The 16,659-nt window shown below is 71.8% G+C and carries 17 protein-coding genes; 9 read left to right on the top strand and 8 right to left on the bottom strand.

Annotated features, from left to right (window positions below):
• The first annotated feature begins 40 nt into the window (after positions 1 to 40).
• Complete coding sequence (locus tag D3273_RS11165) at positions 41 to 1,195, top strand: iron-containing alcohol dehydrogenase (protein ID WP_129226491.1); 1,155 nt, start codon at positions 41 to 43, stop codon at positions 1,193 to 1,195.
• Between the two features lie 182 nt (positions 1,196 to 1,377).
• Here the strand turns inward: D3273_RS11165 and D3273_RS11170 are convergent, their stop codons facing one another.
• Positions 1,378 to 2,748 (bottom strand): MFS transporter, encoded by a 1,371-nt coding sequence (locus tag D3273_RS11170; protein ID WP_428977769.1) that lies wholly within the window; start codon positions 2,746 to 2,748, stop codon positions 1,378 to 1,380.
• 237 nt (positions 2,749 to 2,985) lie between these two features.
• Positions 2,986 to 4,635 carry a chaperonin GroEL gene (groL, locus tag D3273_RS11175; protein WP_129226493.1) on the bottom strand — a complete coding sequence of 550 codons (1,650 nt, stop codon included), beginning with the start codon at positions 4,633 to 4,635 and terminating at the stop codon, positions 2,986 to 2,988.
• Positions 4,636 to 4,990: 355 nt separating this feature from the next.
• Here groL and D3273_RS11180 point away from each other — a divergent pair, with 355 nt between their 5' ends.
• Both D3273_RS11180 and D3273_RS11185 read left to right on the top strand, forming a co-directional pair.
• Positions 4,991 to 5,188: a hypothetical protein gene (locus D3273_RS11180; RefSeq protein ID WP_129226495.1), complete on the top strand. Its 198-nt coding sequence runs from the start codon at positions 4,991 to 4,993 to the stop codon at positions 5,186 to 5,188.
• 8 nt (positions 5,189 to 5,196) lie between these two features.
• Positions 5,197 to 5,409 carry a hypothetical protein gene (locus tag D3273_RS11185; protein WP_129226497.1) on the top strand — a complete coding sequence of 71 codons (213 nt, stop codon included), beginning with the start codon at positions 5,197 to 5,199 and terminating at the stop codon, positions 5,407 to 5,409.
• 172 nt (positions 5,410 to 5,581) lie between these two features.
• On the opposite strand, the gene D3273_RS11190 is transcribed toward D3273_RS11185, so the two are convergent.
• On the bottom strand, positions 5,582 to 7,054 hold the full coding sequence (locus tag D3273_RS11190; RefSeq protein ID WP_129226499.1) for an MDR family MFS transporter: 1,473 nt from the start codon (positions 7,052 to 7,054) through the stop codon (positions 5,582 to 5,584).
• Between the two features lie 150 nt (positions 7,055 to 7,204).
• Between D3273_RS11190 and D3273_RS11195 the strand changes: the two genes are divergently transcribed.
• Entirely contained in the window at positions 7,205 to 8,455 is a 1,251-nt protein-coding gene (locus D3273_RS11195) for an NAD(P)/FAD-dependent oxidoreductase (RefSeq protein WP_129226501.1), read from the top strand.
• 43 nt (positions 8,456 to 8,498) lie between these two features.
• Here the strand turns inward: D3273_RS11195 and D3273_RS11200 are convergent, their stop codons facing one another.
• Together D3273_RS11200 and D3273_RS11205 are read right to left on the bottom strand one after the other, a co-directional pair.
• A complete protein-coding gene (locus D3273_RS11200) occupies positions 8,499 to 9,491 on the bottom strand; it encodes a P1 family peptidase (protein WP_129226503.1) in 993 nt (330 codons plus the stop codon).
• 9 nt (positions 9,492 to 9,500) lie between these two features.
• Entirely contained in the window at positions 9,501 to 9,950 is a 450-nt protein-coding gene (locus tag D3273_RS11205; protein ID WP_129226505.1) for a hypothetical protein, read from the bottom strand.
• A gap of 200 nt (positions 9,951 to 10,150) precedes the next feature.
• On the opposite strand from D3273_RS11205, the gene D3273_RS11210 reads away from it, so the two are divergent.
• Complete coding sequence (locus D3273_RS11210) at positions 10,151 to 10,882, top strand: cytochrome c biogenesis CcdA family protein (protein ID WP_129226507.1); 732 nt, start codon at positions 10,151 to 10,153, stop codon at positions 10,880 to 10,882.
• 37 nt (positions 10,883 to 10,919) lie between these two features.
• On the opposite strand, the gene D3273_RS11215 is transcribed toward D3273_RS11210, so the two are convergent.
• Positions 10,920 to 12,251 (bottom strand): MFS transporter, encoded by a 1,332-nt coding sequence (locus tag D3273_RS11215; protein ID WP_129226509.1) that lies wholly within the window; start codon positions 12,249 to 12,251, stop codon positions 10,920 to 10,922.
• Positions 12,252 to 12,501: 250 nt separating this feature from the next.
• Between D3273_RS11215 and D3273_RS11220 the strand changes: the two genes are divergently transcribed.
• Entirely contained in the window at positions 12,502 to 12,792 is a 291-nt protein-coding gene (locus D3273_RS11220; protein ID WP_129226511.1) for a YggT family protein, read from the top strand.
• Between the two features lie 54 nt (positions 12,793 to 12,846).
• Here D3273_RS11220 and D3273_RS11225 read toward each other — a convergent pair whose 3' ends face one another.
• Positions 12,847 to 13,860 (bottom strand): bile acid:sodium symporter family protein, encoded by a 1,014-nt coding sequence (locus tag D3273_RS11225; protein ID WP_129226513.1) that lies wholly within the window; start codon positions 13,858 to 13,860, stop codon positions 12,847 to 12,849.
• Positions 13,861 to 14,025: 165 nt separating this feature from the next.
• On the opposite strand from D3273_RS11225, the gene D3273_RS11230 reads away from it, so the two are divergent.
• Both D3273_RS11230 and cobU read left to right on the top strand, forming a co-directional pair.
• Positions 14,026 to 14,229: a hypothetical protein gene (locus D3273_RS11230; RefSeq protein ID WP_129226515.1), complete on the top strand. Its 204-nt coding sequence runs from the start codon at positions 14,026 to 14,028 to the stop codon at positions 14,227 to 14,229.
• Positions 14,226 to 14,771, top strand: coding sequence for a bifunctional adenosylcobinamide kinase/adenosylcobinamide-phosphate guanylyltransferase (gene cobU / locus D3273_RS11235; RefSeq protein WP_129226517.1), 546 nt, complete (start codon positions 14,226 to 14,228; stop codon positions 14,769 to 14,771). Before D3273_RS11230 ends, cobU begins: the two co-directional genes overlap by 4 nt.
• 6 nt (positions 14,772 to 14,777) lie before the next feature.
• Here the strand turns inward: cobU and D3273_RS11240 are convergent, their stop codons facing one another.
• Positions 14,778 to 15,188: a host attachment family protein gene (locus D3273_RS11240; protein ID WP_129226519.1), complete on the bottom strand. Its 411-nt coding sequence runs from the start codon at positions 15,186 to 15,188 to the stop codon at positions 14,778 to 14,780.
• A 400-nt stretch (positions 15,189 to 15,588) separates the two neighbouring features.
• On the opposite strand from D3273_RS11240, the gene D3273_RS11245 reads away from it, so the two are divergent.
• Entirely contained in the window at positions 15,589 to 16,557 is a 969-nt protein-coding gene (locus D3273_RS11245; RefSeq protein WP_129226521.1) for a ferritin-like domain-containing protein, read from the top strand.
• Positions 16,558 to 16,659: the final 102 nt, after the last annotated feature.

Below are 16,659 nucleotides of genomic sequence, written 5' to 3' on the forward strand. Positions count from 1 at the left end.
ACGTCCACACGAGGTCCGGCACGCTGACGGAGCGCAGAGCATGTCTTCCTTCACGTTTCAAACCTGTCCCAACATCCTGTTCGCCCCGGGCGCGTCGGCGGGCATCGCCGATGTCGTGGGCCAGTGCGGTGCGCGGCGCGTCCTGCTGGTGACGGATGCCGGCGTGCGCGGCGCCGGTCTGACGCGGGCCGCGGAAGCGTCCCTGGCGGCGGCCGGGATCGCCTACACGGTCTTCGACGCCGTGGTGGCGGACCCTCCGGCGGCCGTGGTCGAGGCCGCGGCGGCCCGGGCGCGGGCGGAGGACGTCGACCTCGTGCTGTCGATCGGCGGCGGCTCGGCGCTCGACACCGCCAAGCTCGTCGCCTACCTGGCGCGCTCGGACGAGCCGCTCGACGCGCTCTACGGGGTCGGCCTGGCGAAGGGGCAGCGCCTGCCCCTGGTCCTGGTCCCGACGACCTCCGGCACGGGCTCCGAGGTCACGCCCATCGCCATCGTGACGACGCCGTCGCAGGAGAAGAAGGGCGTGGTGTCGCCGCGCCTCCTCCCCGATTGGGCCATCCTGGATCCCGAGCTGACGCTCGGCCTCCCCGCCGCCGTCACGGCCGCGACGGGCATCGACGCCATGGTGCATGCCATCGAGGCCTACACCAGCCGCCACCGCAAGAACCCCCTGTCGGACCAGTTCGCCCGCCAAGCGCTGGCCTTGTTGTCCGGCAGCATCCGGACCGCTTGCCGCGACGGCGCCGACCTCGCGGCGCGCTCCGACATGCTGCTCGGCGCCAGCCTCGCCGGCATGGCCTTCGCCAACGCGCCGGTGGCGGCCGTGCATGCGCTGGCCTACCCGATCGGGGCGCTGTTCCACGTGCCGCACGGCCTGTCGAACGCGCTGGTGCTGACGGGCGTGATGCGGTTCAACCTGCCCGACGCCGCGGCGCTCTACGCCGAACTGGCGCCCATCGTGGACCCCGCCGCGGCGGGGCGGCCCGAAGCCGAGGCCGCCGGGATGCTGGTCGACGCGCTGGACGCGATCGGCCGGGACTGCGGCGTGCCGGCCACCCTGTCGGCCGTCGGCATCGGGGAGGGCGATCTCGACCGGCTCGCCGCCGACGCGATGCGTCAGACGCGGCTCCTCGTCAACAACCCGCGCGAGATGACCCCCGCGGACGCGCGCGCCATCTACGCGAACGCGCTGTGACGGCGCCGGCCCCCGAGGGCGCGGGGTTCCCGTAGGGTCCGCTCGTGCCGGCCGGTCCCGCCCGGGGGCTCGTGCCCGCCGGGTCACGCCGCGGGACGGGCGACGCATCGTCGGTCCTGCGGCGTCGATGCCGTGCCGCGCGGGGCGGCGATCCTCGTCCGGCCGTTCGGCCGGACGCCGCCTCAATCCCCGTCGAAACCGTAGACTTCGGGCAGGATGAAGATCGCGGCGAGCAGGCCGCAGAGCGGGAAGATGCACACGAACAGCGTGGCGGCGGCCTGCCCCACGGCGGTGAACAGCGGCGGGAACAGGAAGATCGACAGGAAGGAGGGCAGCTTCACGAACATGTAGGCGAAGCCGCTCGCCGTGCCGCGATATTCCGATCGGGCCACCAGGGTCGGGATCGTCATGCAGTTCGAGGCGTCCCAATAGTGACCCCACAGCATGGCCGCGGCGGCGAAGGGCAGCACCGTGTTGTGGCCGGCCCAGATCGCCCAGGCGGCGACCACCAGCGACACCAGCACGATGGAGAAGCCCGCGATGGAGATGCCGCGATGGCCGATCTTCGGCGTCAGCAGCGGCCCGACCCAGCCCGACACGGCGGCCAGGCTGTAGAGCGCCATCAGGACGAAGTTGTTGCCCAGCACGGACGACACGCCCACCATGGTGAACAGCACCGGCAGGTAGAAGCCGAAGGTGGCGAATTCGGCGCCCTGGGCGAAGCAGGCGATCCAACCGAAGATCGTGGCGCGCCAGCGGATCGGGTCCTTGCGCAGGTCGGCCAGGAAGGCGGTCGGCCGCGGCTTCGGCACCGCCACGTCGCGGTCGGGCAGCATGGCGAGCTCGTCGCCGTACATCGCCAAGGTGGTGCGCTTGGCTTCGCGGAAGCGCCCGTGGCGGATCAGCCAGACCGCCGTCTCGGGCAGGTCGTGGCGCATCAGCAGGATCACCAGCGCGGGCAGGGCGCCGAGGCCCAGCGTCACCCGCCACAGCATCTCGTGGTCGAGGCCGGCCAGCAGGAACACGGCGATCACCGCCAGCGTCAGCACCTCGCCCACCGCGAACATGAACTGCCAACGGTTGCCCATCACCTCGCGCACGCCCTTGGGCATGGATTCCATGATGTAGGTGTAGCCGTTGGAGATGTCGGAGCCGAGCGGCACCCCGAGCAGCAGCCGGACCACCACGAGCCAGCCGACGCTGGTGACGAAGGCCTGGGCCACCGCCAGCACGATGAACAGCACCATGGTGGTGAGGAACATGATGCGTCGCCCGACCTTGTCGGCGAGCCAGCCGCCCAGGATGGCGCCGACCAGCGCGCCACCCTGGGTGGCGGCGGCGGCGAGGCCGAGCAGGAACGGGTCCGGATGGTACTGGTCCTTGATGAAGACCAGCACGAAGGCGATGGAGTACAGATCCCAGGCCTCGACCAGGATCGAGGACAGCATCAGCCACCCGACCCTGTTGCCCTTGGGGTTGTAGTGGGTCACGAGGTGCCGGACGGCACCGTCCATCACGGCCCGATCCGACCTGTCCAGCGCCATCGTCACGATGCGTCCCTTCCCCTCGGCTATCCCTTGGAAGAGTGCCCGCGACTGCGTCGGGCTTCTCTTCGGGCAAGAAGGCCCGGGATGGGCCCCGCCTGTCAAGGCGGGATGCCCGAGGCTCCGAACCAAAGGCGGGACGGCGCGGGCTCGCCCGACGCCATCCCGCCTCGTTTCGCTTTCAGGGGCGCCAGGCGTCCGCGGGCCGACCCGCGAACGCCTGCCGCAGTGCCGGGTCCGGCGGGTTCAGTAATCCATCCCGCCCATGCCCCCCATGCCGCCGCCGCCCATGCCGCCCATGGCGGGCGCGTCCTTCTGGGGACGATCGGCCACCATGGCCTCGGTGGTGATGAGCAGCCCCGCCACCGAGGCGGCGTCCTGCAGCGCCACGCGCACCACCTTGGCGGGGTCGACGATGCCGGCTTCCAGCATGTCGACGTAGCGCTCGCGGTAGGCGTCGAAGCCGAAGGTCGGCGACGCGTTCTCGCCGACCTTGAACACCACGGTCGAGCCTTCGACGCCGGCGTTGGCGACGATCTGGCGGATGGGGGCCTCCAGCGCCTTCAGCAGGATCGAGATGCCGGCCTTCACGTCGGGGTTGTCGGCCTTGATGTCGCCGACGGCGAGGCGGGCGCGCAGCAGCGCGATGCCGCCGCCCGGCACGATGCCCTCCTCGACGGCGGCGCGGGTCGCGTGCAGCGCGTCGTCGACGCGGTCCTTGCGCTCCTTCACCTCGACCTCGGTCGAGCCGCCGACGCGGATCACCGCGACGCCGCCCGAAAGCTTGGCCAGCCGCTCCTGCAGCTTTTCCTTGTCGTAGTCCGACGTCGTGTCGGCGATCTGCGCCTTGATCTGCGCCACGCGGGCGTCGATGTCGGCCTTGGCGCCGGCGCCGTCGATGATCGTGGTGGTCTCCTTGTCGATGCGGACCCGCTTCGCCCGGCCGAGCATCTCCAGGGACACGTTCTCGAGCTTGATGCCGAGGTCTTCCGACACGGTCTGGCCGGCCGTCAGAACGGCGACATCCTCCAGGATGGCCTTGCGGCGGTCGCCGAAGCCGGGGGCCTTCACGGCCGCGACCTTGAGGCCGCCGCGCAGCTTGTTGACCACCAGCGTCGCCAGCGCTTCGCCGTCGATGTCCTCGGCGACGATGAGCAGCGGCTTGCCGGTCTGCACCACGGCTTCGAGGATCGGCAGCATGGCCTGGAGCGAAGACAGCTTCTTCTCGTGGATGAGGATGTAGGGATCCTCGAGCTCCACCGTCATCTTCTGCGCGTCGGTGATGAAGTAGGGGCTGAGGTAGCCGCGGTCGAACTGCATGCCTTCGACGACGTCGAGTTCGGATTCGGCGGTCTTGGCCTCCTCGACCGTGATGACGCCCTCCTTGCCGACCTTGCCCATGGCTTCCGCGATCATGTCGCCCACGGCCTTGTCGCCGTTGGACGCGACCGTGCCCACCTGGGCGATCTCCTCCGACGATGCGATGCTCTTGGCGCGGGCCTTGATGTCGGCCACGACGGCCGTGACGGCGAGGTCGATGCCGCGCTTCAGGTCCATCGGGTTCATGCCGGCGGCGACGAGCTTCATGCCTTCGCGCATGATCGCGGCGGCCAGCACAGTGGCGGTGGTGGTGCCGTCGCCGGCGAGGTCGTTGGTCTTGGACGCGACCTCGCGCACCATCTGGGCGCCCATGTTCTCGAACTTGTCGGCGAGTTCGATCTCCTTGGCGACGGTGACGCCGTCCTTGGTGATGCGCGGGGCGCCGTAGGTCTTGTCGATCACCACGTTGCGGCCCTTCGGCCCCAGCGTGACCTTCACGGCGTCGGCCAGGATGGTGATGCCGCGCAGCATGCGGTCGCGGGCATCGGAGGAGAAGCGGACGTCTTTGGCGGCCATGGGGTCGGATCTTTCGAAGGGCGCCGCGGACGGCGCCGGGCCGGCGCCCGGGAGCGGGCTTGGCACTCCAGAACTGTGAGTGCCAAGGACCGGAATAGCGAGGCCGAAAGCGCCCGGCGGGCGAAATAAAAACAAACGGGGGTCAGGGGGCCGGCGGGCGGCACTTTCCGCGGACGTCCGGCGTTCGCGGGGCATCGCGACGGATTTCGACCGTCCACGCCCGTCAAAGCGACGGCGACGCCTTGTCGCGGGCCCGCTTTGACGCCACCTTCAGGGGTGGGCGGCGGACACAAGACGCAGGCCGCCCCGGGCTGAGGCCCGCTATGCGCGGCACCGTCGCGCGGATGGGACCCACATGGGACAAGAGAAGCGGTTCGGCAAGCGGGTCGCCGAGCCCTCGTCCGTGCAGATCGTCCACGAGCTGAAGCTCATGGCGCTGCGCCAGTCGCTCGACGCCACCGTCGCCCGGGACGGCACGGCGCCGCTCCCCGCCGACGAAGCCCGGCATCCCGTCCGCGACGGAACCGCCCCGTCCTTCCCCGACAGCCTGTGAGCCCCGCTATGGCGACCCATCTCTACGCCGTGGGCGAGCGCGTCTCGCTCGAATCCTCCATGCGCAACAGCGCCGACCGCGCCGACGTCTTCGTGGTGAAGACCCGGATGCCGCATGTCGGCTCGCAGTTGCAGTATCGCGTCAAGACCGAGGGCGAGCCCTACGACAGGGTTGTGACCGAGGGGCAGCTGACGCGGGTGGGCGGCATCGCCGCGGAGTGAGAGTCTGTGAATGAATGCCCTTTTGGCCGAAACCGAGGGGAAATGTCCTCGGTGTCGTCACGGGGCATTCAGGCACAGGTTCGATACCGTCACGAACCCTGAGCCGGTGCCGGCCGTGCCGCCCCCGGCGGGGTGACGGCGTGGCCCGGGGGCCGCGCATCCACGCGGGGCCTCATTCCACCACGAGTTCCCGCGGCCCGTCCGAGATCGCGACCCGCGGCACCAGCAGCGACAGCAGCAGCGTCAGCACAGCGATGCCGAAGATGCCCCAGAACGTGACGTGCAGGGACTGCCCGAGCGCGCCCCGCACGGCGTCGGCCGAGGCCGCGAGGGTGTCGGGCGCGTCGAGCAGGCGGCGGAGCTGGTCGGAGGACACGGCGGGACCGCTCAGCGGGTGGGCGAGCCCGTAGTTCAGCACCGTGCCCAGCACGGTCGCGCCCAGCGTCGAGCCGAGGTTGCGCGAGAAGATGTTCGACGCGGTCGCCGAGCCGCGCTGCGCCCAGGCCACCGAATCCTGGATGATGACGATGCAGGCCGTCGACAGGAACCCCATGCCGAACCCCATGATGGTGGAGCCCACGCCCGCCACCACGGGCGACGAAGACGAGCCGAGCACCACGAAGGCGACGGCGCCGAGCGGCAGCAGCACCGCGCCGAACAGCAGCGTCGGCTTGAGGCCGAAACGGACGAAGTTCTTCGCCGCCAGCGTGGCGCCGATGGGCCAGCCGAACACCATCATGGTCAGGGCGAAGCCCGCCACCAGCGGCGACTGGCGCATCACCCCCTGAACGAACATGGGCAGGAAGGTCGTCAGCCCGATGATCGTCATGCCGCTGAGCAGCGTCGCGGCGTTGGAGGTCGCGATGGGCCGCTGCGCCCACAGCTTGAAGTCGAGCATCGGGTCGGGCGCGCGCCGCTCCTGCAGGACGAACAGCACGGCCGCCACCACGAAGACCAGCGCGGGCCACAGCGTCGCCGTGCCCGAGGTGCCGGCCTCCGTCAGCGCCATCATCAGGGACGCGATGGCGACGGTGAACAGCGCCGCGCCGGCCACGTCGATCGAGCGGCGCTGCCGCTCGACGCCCTCGTGCAGGAACAGCACGAAGCCCGCCGCCGCGATCGCGCCGATCGGCAGGTTGATCCAGAAGATCCAGGCCCAGGACGCGTGCTGGATGATGAGGCCGCCGGCCAGCGGCCCGATCACCGACGAGATGCCCCACACGGAAGCCAGGTAGCCCTGGATCTTGCCGCGCTCCTGCGCGGAATAAAGGTCGCCCACCACCGTGATGCCGATGGGCTGGATGGCGCCGGCCCCCACGCCCTGGATCAGCCGAAAGACGATGAGGAGCGGGATGGAGGTGGCGAAGCCGCACAACAGCGAACCGACAAGGAACACCGCGATGCCGACGAGCAGCACCGGGCGCCGCCCGTAAAGGTCGGACAGCTTGCCGAACACCACCGTGGTGGCGGTCTGGGTCAGGAGGAAGGCCGAGAACACCCAGGCGTAGAGGTGCAGGTCTCCCAGCTGGCCGGCGATCTGCGGCATGGCGGTCGACACGATCGTGGCCTCGATGGCGATCATGAACATCGCCGCCATCACCGAAGCGAGGACCAGGGGTCGATTGGTGCGTGAAATGTCGGACATGCATGCAGGTGTAGCGCCGGATCGCGGCGATTGCAGGTGCGCCGGGGCATCGTGAGTTAAAAAGGTTCTTAAGGTCGGCCTTTCCCCGCCCCCTCGCCCGGCCGGTTCCTTGCATTATGTGAGGCAGGACCGGGCGGAACGGGGGACGGCATGGATCTCAGGGCCGATGTCGTGGTGTTGGGCGCCGGGATCGTGGGCGTGTCGGCGGCGCTGCACCTGCAGGAGCGGGGCCGCGACGTCGCGCTCGTCGAGCGGGCGCCTAGGGCCGGCATGGGGACGAGCTACGGCAATGCCGGGCTGATCGAGCGGTCCTCCATCTACCCCTACGCCTTCCCGCGCGACCTCCGCTCCCTCGCCCGCTACGCGCTCAACCGCACCACGGACGCGCATTACCACGCGTCGGCGCTGCCCGGCCTCGCGCCCTTCCTGGTGCGCTACTGGTTCAACTCGTCGCCGAAGGGCGTCGAGCGCATCGCCCGCGCGGCCCGGCCCCTCATCGAGCATTCGCTGATCGAGCACGAGCGGCTGATGGGCGCCGCGGGCGCGACGGGGCTGATGCGCAAGGTCGGCTGGATCAAGGGCTTCCGGTCGCAGCGCTCCTTCGACAAGGGCCGCCGGGATGCCGCCCGCCTCGACGGGCTCGGCCTCGACGTCGAGGAGCTCGACGCGTCCGGCCTCGCCGAACGCGAGCCGCATCTGGGCGAGGGCATGGTGGGCGCCCTCCATTTCCGCGATCCCGGCGCCGTGTCGGACCCGGGCGGCCTCGTCGAGCGTTACGCGGCGCTGTTCCGCGAGCGCGGCGGCCGCTTCCTCAAGGGCGACGCCGCCACGCTGGAAGAATCCGCCCCGGGCTGGCGCGTCAGGACGCGCGACGGCTGGCTGGGCGCCCGCGACGTCGTGGTCGCCCTGGGGCCGTGGTCGGACGTGGTCTTCGCCAAGCTCGGCTACAGGCTGCCCTTCGGCATCAAGCGCGGCTACCACATGCACTTCAGGGCGCGCGGCAACGCCGTGCTGAACCATCCCGTGCTCGACGCCGACGGCGGCTACCTGCTGGCGCCGATGGACCGGGGCATCCGCCTCACCACCGGCGCCGAATTCGCCCGCCGCGACGCGCCGATGACGCCGGTGCAGCTCCAGCGCGCCCTGCCCAAGGCGCGCGCCCTGTTCCCGCTCGCCGAGCCGCTGGAGGACATGCCCTGGATGGGCTCGCGCCCCTGCCTGCCCGACATGCTGCCGGTGATCGGCCGCGCGCCCAGGCACGACGGCCTGTGGTTCGACTTCGGCCACCAGCACCACGGCCTGACGCTGGGGCCGGTGTCCGGCCGCCTGCTCGCCGAGCAGATGACGGGGGAAACGCCCTTCACCGACCCGGCGCCCTACCGGATGGAGCGGTTCGGGTGAGGGCTCGGCGACCGGCCGGCGCGGGGGCGGCGGGCCCGGCCCGTCAGGCGCGGGCGAACCGGTCGCGCCAGCTCGGCATCGCGCCCGGGAAGGGCAGGGCGGCGGCCTCGTAGACGCCCCGGGCCACCGCGCGGGCCAGCGTTTCGGCGGCCAGGGCGCCGATCTCGGTCAGGTCCCGCGTCGTGGGGACCCGCGGATGGGACCCCGTCGCGGCCGCGAAGACCACGTCGCCGTCGAGCGCCGCGTGGGCGGGCCGCAGTGCCAGCGCCAGGCCGCCCTGCGCCACCACGGCGAGGCGCTTGCACTGTGCCTTGGTGAGGGCCGCATCGGTGGCGACGACGCAGACCGTCGTGTTGACCGGCGCCGTGCCCTTGGTGCGGAACGGCGGCGCGCCGCCGAGCCCGAAGGCGGGCAGGCCCAGGCCGCCGAACTCGCCGCCCCGCTCGTAGGGGGAGGCCCAGAAATGCGCGCCGTCGCCCACCGTGGCCTGGCCGAGCGCGTTGACGGCCGCGAGCGCCCCGACGACGAAGCCGCGCGCCGTGGCGGCGCTGGCGGAGCCGAGCCCGCCTTTCAGGTCCGCCGTGGTGGCGCCGAGCCCGGCGCCGACGCTGCCGAGGGCGAAATCGAGCGCCGCGGCCTCGACGGCGGCGTGCCCGAACTCCCAATAGGGCGGGCGCCGGCCCCAGGCCTTGTCGCCGCCGTTGGCGAGGTCGAACAGGACGGCGCCCGGCACGATCGGCACGCGCGCGGCCCCCACGGCGAAGCCCCGCCCGCGCCCGGCCAGCGCCGCCATCGCCCCGCCCATGCCGTCGAGCCCGAAGGCGGAGCCGCCGGACAGCACGATCGCGTCCACGGCTTCCACCGTCATCTCGGGTTCGAGCAGCGCCGTGTCGCGCACGCCGGGCGCCCCGCCGTGGATGGCGATCGACGCCGTCGCGGCGCGGTCGAAGACGATCGCCGTCAGGCCCGAGGCGAGCTTCGCGTCATCGGCGTGGCCGACCCGCAGGCCGGGCACGTCGGTGACGAGGTTGCGCATGCGGCCCGCTCAGCCCTTGCGGCGGAGCACCACCTCGTGGCGGATGCGGCGATGGTGGCGGACGGGGCCGCACACCGGCTCGCGGCCGAAGTCCCGCCGGTAGTCGGCGAGGTATGCCGCCATCGTTTCCCCGCCGTCGTGGTCTTCCGGCACGCCGGGGCCCTGCCACGAATAGCCGGCGTCCCAGCCGAAGCGCCGGCGGTAGCGGTCGCCGATCTTGTAGGCGCCGGGGCCTTGCCAGCCCGAGCGGTAGCGGCAGTAGGTCGTGGCGTCCCACTTGAATTCGGCGTGGCGCCGCGCCCGGCGGTCGATCGCCCCGTAGGTCGTGTCGAGCCGGGCGTAGTTCAGCTTCCAGTACGGGTAATCGCCGTTGGCGATCAGCGGCGAGGTGGCGCAGGCCGGAGCCGCGGAGGCCGCCAGCAGCGTGGAGGCCGCGAGGCCCAGGAACCAGTGACGCAAGCTCATCTCCCGCGCGGCCGTGCCGCCATGATCGCGTCCATCTAACGCCGAACCCGGCCCCGCCGTCGCACCCATTCTCGCGCCCGCCCGGAGAAAGCCGCGCTGTGTCGCCGCGGCGCAACGACCGCGGGCCCGGCGGCGGCGCGCTCGAACCGTCGGGCGGCGTTCCCCTCCCCGACGCGGAGGGGTAAGGAGGGGCCATGCCGACACATGTCTCGTTTCCGGCCGCGGTCCTGGCCGGGCTGATCTCCTTCCTCAGCCCCTGTGTGCTGCCGCTGGTGCCGCCCTACCTGTGCTTCATGGCCGGCACGACGCTGGAAGAGCTGCAGGGCGGCGACGCCGCCCGCTCGCGGCGCGGCGCGCTCCTGGCGAGCCTCCTCTTCGTCGCGGGCTTTTCCACCGTCTTCGTGGCCCTGGGCGCCACCGCCTCCGCCTTCGGCACGCTGCTGCGCCAATACGGGGAAGCGCTGTCGATCGTGGCGGGGCTCGCCATCATCGCCATGGGCCTGCACTTCGTCGGCCTGTTCCGGCTCGGCTTCCTGTACCGGCAGGCGCGCGTCGAGGTGGATCGGCCGCCCGGATTGTGGAGCGCCTACGCGATGGGCCTCGCCTTCGCGTTCGGGTGGACGCCCTGCATCGGGCCGATCCTCGCCGCCATCCTGGCCGTGGCGGGCTCGGCCGCCACCGTCAGCTACGGCGCCGCTTTGCTGCTCGCCTATTCGGTGGGGCTGGGCGTGCCCTTCGTGCTGGCCGCGGTGGCGATGGGGACGTTCACGGCCTTCCTGCGCGGGTTCAAGCGGCACTTCCAGACGGTGGAGCGGGTGGCCGGCGCGGCCCTGGTGCTGACCGGCATCGCCTTTCTGTCGGGCGGCATGCAGCAGGTGTCGTTCTGGCTGATCGAAACCTTTCCGGGGCTGGCGCGCCTGGGATGACGGCGGGCGTCGCGCCGGCCTCCGGCGGAAGGCCGGGTCAGGCCGCCAGCACCCGCCCGCCGTGGCGCTTCAGCCCGAAGCTCGCCGCGAAGGCGACCGCCGCGAAGGCCATCACCACCAGCGCCGGGGAGGTCGGCGCGCCGGTCGACGCCACCAGCGCGGCGGCGATCAGCGGCACCGTCCCGCCGAACAGCGTCTGCGAGATGTTGTAGGACACCGCCACGCCCGAAAAGCGCACCCGGGTCGGGAACAGGTCGGCGAGCACCATCGCGAAGGTGCCGTTGATCAGCGCCGCCACCAGCCCGGCGAGGACGAACAGCGTCACCACGTCGAGGCTCCGGTCCCGGAGCGCGGCGAAGAACGGGAAGGCCAGCAGCACGAGCAGCCCCGCGCCGAGCCCGAGCAGGAGCCGCCGCGGCATCCGGTCCCCGATCCAGGACACGACCAGCAGGCCCACCGATGTCGTGGCGAGGCCGACGTTCTGCGCCAGCGAGGCCTGCGCGGGCGAATACTGCAGCACCCGCACCAGGTAGGCCGGCAGGTAGGCGAACATCATGCCGTTGAACACCGAGGTGGCGGCCGAGGAGCCGACGCCCAGCACCAGCGGCACCCCGTGCCCGCGGAACAGCTCGCGCAGCGGCGTGCGCGACGCCACCGCCCGCATGGCGGCGAACTCGGCCGATTCGTGCAGCCGGCGCCGCACCAGGAACGACAGCAGCCCCGTGGCGCCGCCGATCACGAAGGCGATGCGCCAGCCGTAGGCGGCGGCGTCGGGCGGCGCCATGGCGGTGTTGATGGCCAGGGCCACCAGGGCGGCGAGGCTCACCCCCGAATTGACGCAGAAGAACAGCACCCCGCAGGCGAAGCCGCCCCGCGCGGGCGCGGTCTCGACCGCGTAGACGATGGAGCAGGGGAGCTCGCCGCCCAGGCACAGCCCCTGGACCAGCCGCAGCGCCACCATGGCGACGGCGGCGCCGAAGCCCCAGGTGGCGTAGCCGGGCAGCAGACCCATCAGCACCGTGGAGGTCGAGATGGCGGCGAGCGAGAACAGGAACACGCCCCGCCGCCCGAAGCGGTCGCCGAGCGCGCCGAGCAGCACGCCCCCGAGCGGGCGCGCCAGGTAGCCGCCCGCGAAGACCGAGTAGGACAGGACCAAGCCCACCAGCGGATCGGTGCCGGGGAAGAAGGCGGCCGCGATCGAGGGGGCGAAGATGCCGTAGACGATGAAATCATAGAACTCGAGCGCGCCGCCGAGGCTCGCCAGAACTATGGTGCGCCATTGCGCGCCGGTGAGCCGCGCGTTCGCGCCCCCGCGTCGCCCGGCATCGCCCGCCTCCGGACCCGCCCGCCGGACCTCCTCGATCGACATCGCCGCCTCCCGTCGCGCCCCGAAGCTCGACCCATGGGCGCAAGCGCGACGGCTCCGCGCCCCAGTCTCGTCGGTCCCTGGATGCACGTTTCCGCTGCGGGGGGGAAGCGCCTTCGGCGTCGTCGTCCCGGTCGTCCGCCCGGGCGGGCCGACGCGCCGCCGGGGCCGGGTTGCCGCGGCTGCCGCGGATCGTTACACCGGGACCGTTCGGACACGGGCGGATTCGCGGCGATGTCCCGCCGGAGCCACCATGCGCGCGCTGATCGAGATCGTCCTCCTCGTCCTGAACTGGTACAGCTACCTCATCATCGCGATGGCGATCCTGTCGTGGCTCGTCGCCTTCGACGTGATCAACTTCCGCAACGACATCGTGCGGTCGATCTGGCGCTTCCTCGAAGCCGTGACCGAGCCCGCCCTGCGCCCCATCCGGCGCGTGCTGCCCAACCTCGGCGGCATCGACGTGTCGCCGGTGATCCTGCTGCTGATCATCCTGTTCCTGCAGAAGCTGATCGTCGAGTACGCCTACCCCGCCGTCTACTGATCCGGCCCCGGCCGGGCGGCCTGCGCGTCGTCGTCCGCCGCGCCGGCCCCCTCGTCACGCCCCGACGGCGCCTGCGGCCGGCAGGGCCGCCGCTTCGGCCGGCCGGCGCGCGTAGCGCTGCGCCAGGGTCGCGCAGGCGAAGAGCTGGATCTGGTGGAAGATCATCAGCGGCAGCACGATGGCCCCCACCGCCATGCCGGGGAACAGGATGTTGGCCATGGGGATGCCGGACGCGAGGCTCTTCTTCGACCCGCAGAACACGATGGTGATCTCGTCCTCCTTCGAGAAGCCGAACAGGCGGCTCGCCGCGGTGGTGAGGCCCAGCACGAGGGCCAGCAGCAGGGCGTCGAGCCCGAAGACGAGCACGAGGCTCCAAGGGTCCATGTGGGTCCACACGCCCGCCACCACGCTTTCGCTGAAGGCCGAATACACGACAAGCAGGATCGAGCCGCGGTCGACGTAGGACAGGACGTGCTTCTGCCGGGTGATCCAGGGCCCCACCCAGGGCCGCAGCAGCTGGCCGAGGCCGAAGGGCAGCAGCAGCTCGACGGCGATGTCGGTGAGGGCCTTGAGCGAGAAGCCCGAGCCGTGGGTGGCGAGCAGGGCCGCCACCAACAGCGGCGTCAGCGCCATGCCGAGCAGGTTCGACACGGACGCGCTGCACAGGGCCGCGGGCACGTTGCCCCGCGCGATCGACGTGAAGGCGATCGACGACTGCACCGTGGACGGCAGAACGCAGACGAACATCAGGCCGGCGGCGAGCTGCGGCGGCAGCCAGCGGCCGAGCAGCGCCGTCAGCGCGAGGCCGAGCAGGGGGAACAGCGCGAAGGTCGACAGCAGCACGAGGCTCTGCAGCCGCCAATGCGCGATGCCTTCCACCACCGCCTTCGTGGACAGCCGCGCCCCGTACAGGAAGAACAGCAGGAACACCGCCACGGTGACGGCGTATTTGGCGATCGGCTCGGCGGCGCCCCGCGCCGGCAGCACGGCCGCGACCGCCACCGTGGCGAGCAGCGCGATGAGGTAATAGTCGAATTTCACGCGGGACAGGAGGCGGCTGAGCGGCATAGGCTGCATGCATCTTATGAAGTGACGGTCCGGCTTAGCAGGTTTCTCGCCGGGCGGAAGGGCGGCGGGACGAGCGGTCGGCCCCCTCGGCCGCTGGCGAGCGCACACGGCGACGGCGCGGCGCCGTGGCTGGACGCCCCTTCGTCGGCCGGCTAGCCTCGCGGCATGAAGCTCGGCCTGCGTCGCCCCTCGCCCCGCAAAAGCATCGCGGCCCGCACCTCGTGGCGGCGCTACGTCCGGCACAGCCTCGGCCTGAAGGCGCCGCGCGGCTGGGGCTGGCTGACGGATCCGCGCCGCGCCGCCTACAACCGCGTCTACGCCCGCACGACCTTCTCCTGGCGCCAGCTCCTGCGCTGGCTGCTCGGGTGAGCTTTCCCCACACGCTGGTGCTCGGCGGCGCCCGCTCGGGCAAGAGCCGCCACGCCGAGGCGCTCGCCCGCGGCACGGGCCTGGAGCGCGTCTACCTCGCCACCGCAACCGCCTGGGACGGCGAGATGCGCGACCGCATCGCCCGCCACCGCGACGAGCGTGCCGCCGACGGTTGGCGCACCGTCGAAGAACCTTTGGCGCTGGCCGCCGCCATGGAACGGGAAGCCGCCCCGGGACGCGTGCTGCTGGTCGACTGCCTGACGCTCTGGCTCACCAACGTGATGCTGGGCGCGCCCCCGGACGCCGCGCGAAGCGCCGTCGAGGCCGCCTGCGCGGCACTCGCCGCCGCGGTCCCGGCTCTCGCCGGGCCGGCGGTCCTGGTGTCGAACGAGGTCGGCTGGGGCATCGTGCCGGACAACCGCCTCGCCCGCGACTTCCGCGACGCCCAGGGCCGGCTGAACCAGCACATGGCGGAAAGCTGCGGGCGGGTCGTGCTCGTGGCGGCCGGGCTGCCGCTGACGCTCAAGGGCACCCCGGCCTGACGCGCGTCAGGCCAGCGCCTTCTCGATGTCGGCGACGGACTGGTTCGTGTAGTCCTTGCTCAGCGTGAAGGCCATGCTGGCCTCGACTTCCTTGTGCAGGCATTCGCGCATCTGGCCCAGCGTTTGCGGGTCGGCGATCAGCACGAGCTGCTTGTAGTCGCCGCGGTGGCGCATCGCGTAGAGCGCGTCGGCGAGCTGCTTGGCGAAGGTGGCCTCCTCGGTCTGGTGGACCGTCTGGTCCCCGGGCCGGGAGCCGGACGGGCCCTGGCTCCCTTCCGCGGACAGGCTCTTCGGCGTGATGCGGCGCTCCTCCTTCAGCGACAGGTCGGAGCCCGTCCCGGCGTTGCGGAGCAGGATGGCCTTGGCGCCGTCGGCCACGACCACGAGGGCGTCCGGCGGCACGGTGTGTTTCGACATGATGGGTCCCTTTCAGATGCCGGGGCAAACGCGCCCGGCGCCCGTCGGGTCCCGGCCATCGGACCCGCGGAGCGGGGTGCGGTCCGCGGACCGTACCGGGGAAGGTCGATGGGCGGGCTCCGGCGCGGCGCCTTGGGGCGAGGCGGGTCCTGCCCGTTCTCCGCGTCGTCCCGCGTCGGTCCCGAAGGATAGGCGGCCCCGCGGACGCCGCGTCCGGAGGATCGACTTCCCGACTGCATGGTCCATTCTGTCGCAGCCGGGCCCGCGGCCCCGAAACTCTTTGTCGTTTCTCGAAAGGCGGCGACGGAACCGAAGTCTGGTCGCCGACGTGTCAGAACGACGGCTTTTCCCCGACACAGCGATCGCGGGCTCGGCCGACAACGCGGGGGAACGGAACCACATGAACGACGCAAATTCGACCCACACCACCGAGGCCGGCGCCGAGCGTCCGCTCGACCTCGAAGCCGGCCGCCGCGCCTTCATGAAGGCGGCCGGCATCACCGGTGCCCTCGCGGCCTTCGCGGGCGCCATGGGAGCCACCGAAGCCAAGGCCCAATCCTCGGACGTCGACACGGCGATCCTGAACTTCGCCCTGAACCTCGAATATCTCGAAGGCGAATATTACAATCGCGGCGTCTACGGCGTCGGCCTGCCGGCGACCCTGACCTCGGGCAAGGGGTTCGGCGGTGGCGGCGTCCGCGGCGGCAGCAAGGTGAACTTCCAGAACGCCATCGTGCTCGACGCCATGGCGGAGGTCGCCAACGACGAGAAGAACCACGTCACCTTCATCCGTTCGACGCTCGGCTCCGCCGCCGCCGCCGAGCCGATCATCTCGCTCGACACGGCCTTCACGGCCTTCGCGGCCGCGGCCGGCCTGCCGGGCAACTTCACTCCCTACGACAACGACTACGATTTCCTGCTCGGCGCCTACATCCTCACCGAGGTCGGCGTGACGGCCTACAACGGCGCCGCGCCCTTCATCACGAGCAAGACCATCCTGGCCGCCGCCTCGTCGATCTTCGCCGCGGAAGCGTACCACCTCGGCACGATCCGCACCCTGCTCTTCGCCCAGCAGAACGCCGGCTACAACAACGCCACGGCGCTGATCTCCGCGGCCCGCGCCAAGCTGTCGGGCACGCTCGACGACGAGGGCATCGGGGCCGACCAGAGCACGCTGGCGGGCGGCTTCCCGTCGCCGGCCAACGTCACCGACACCGACCCCAACGGCCTCGCCTGGGCCCGCACCCCGCGCCAGGTGCTGAACGTCGTGACCGGCACCGCAGGGGCGATGGCCGGGGGATTCTTCCCGAGCGGCCTCAGCAACCCCAACGGCGAACTGGGCCGCCTGCTCGCCGCCACCGGGGGCTGATCCCCCCTCCGAGCCCGGCCGCGACGCGGCCGGGCCCTTCCATCCTGCCGCCGTCGCATGGCTGCGATCCCGCCGCGCGGGTTGACGCTGCTCGGGGTCCCG

It is taken from the genome of Lichenibacterium minor, assembly GCF_004137685.1.
Classification (GTDB): Bacteria; Pseudomonadota; Alphaproteobacteria; order Rhizobiales; family Beijerinckiaceae; genus Lichenihabitans; species Lichenihabitans minor.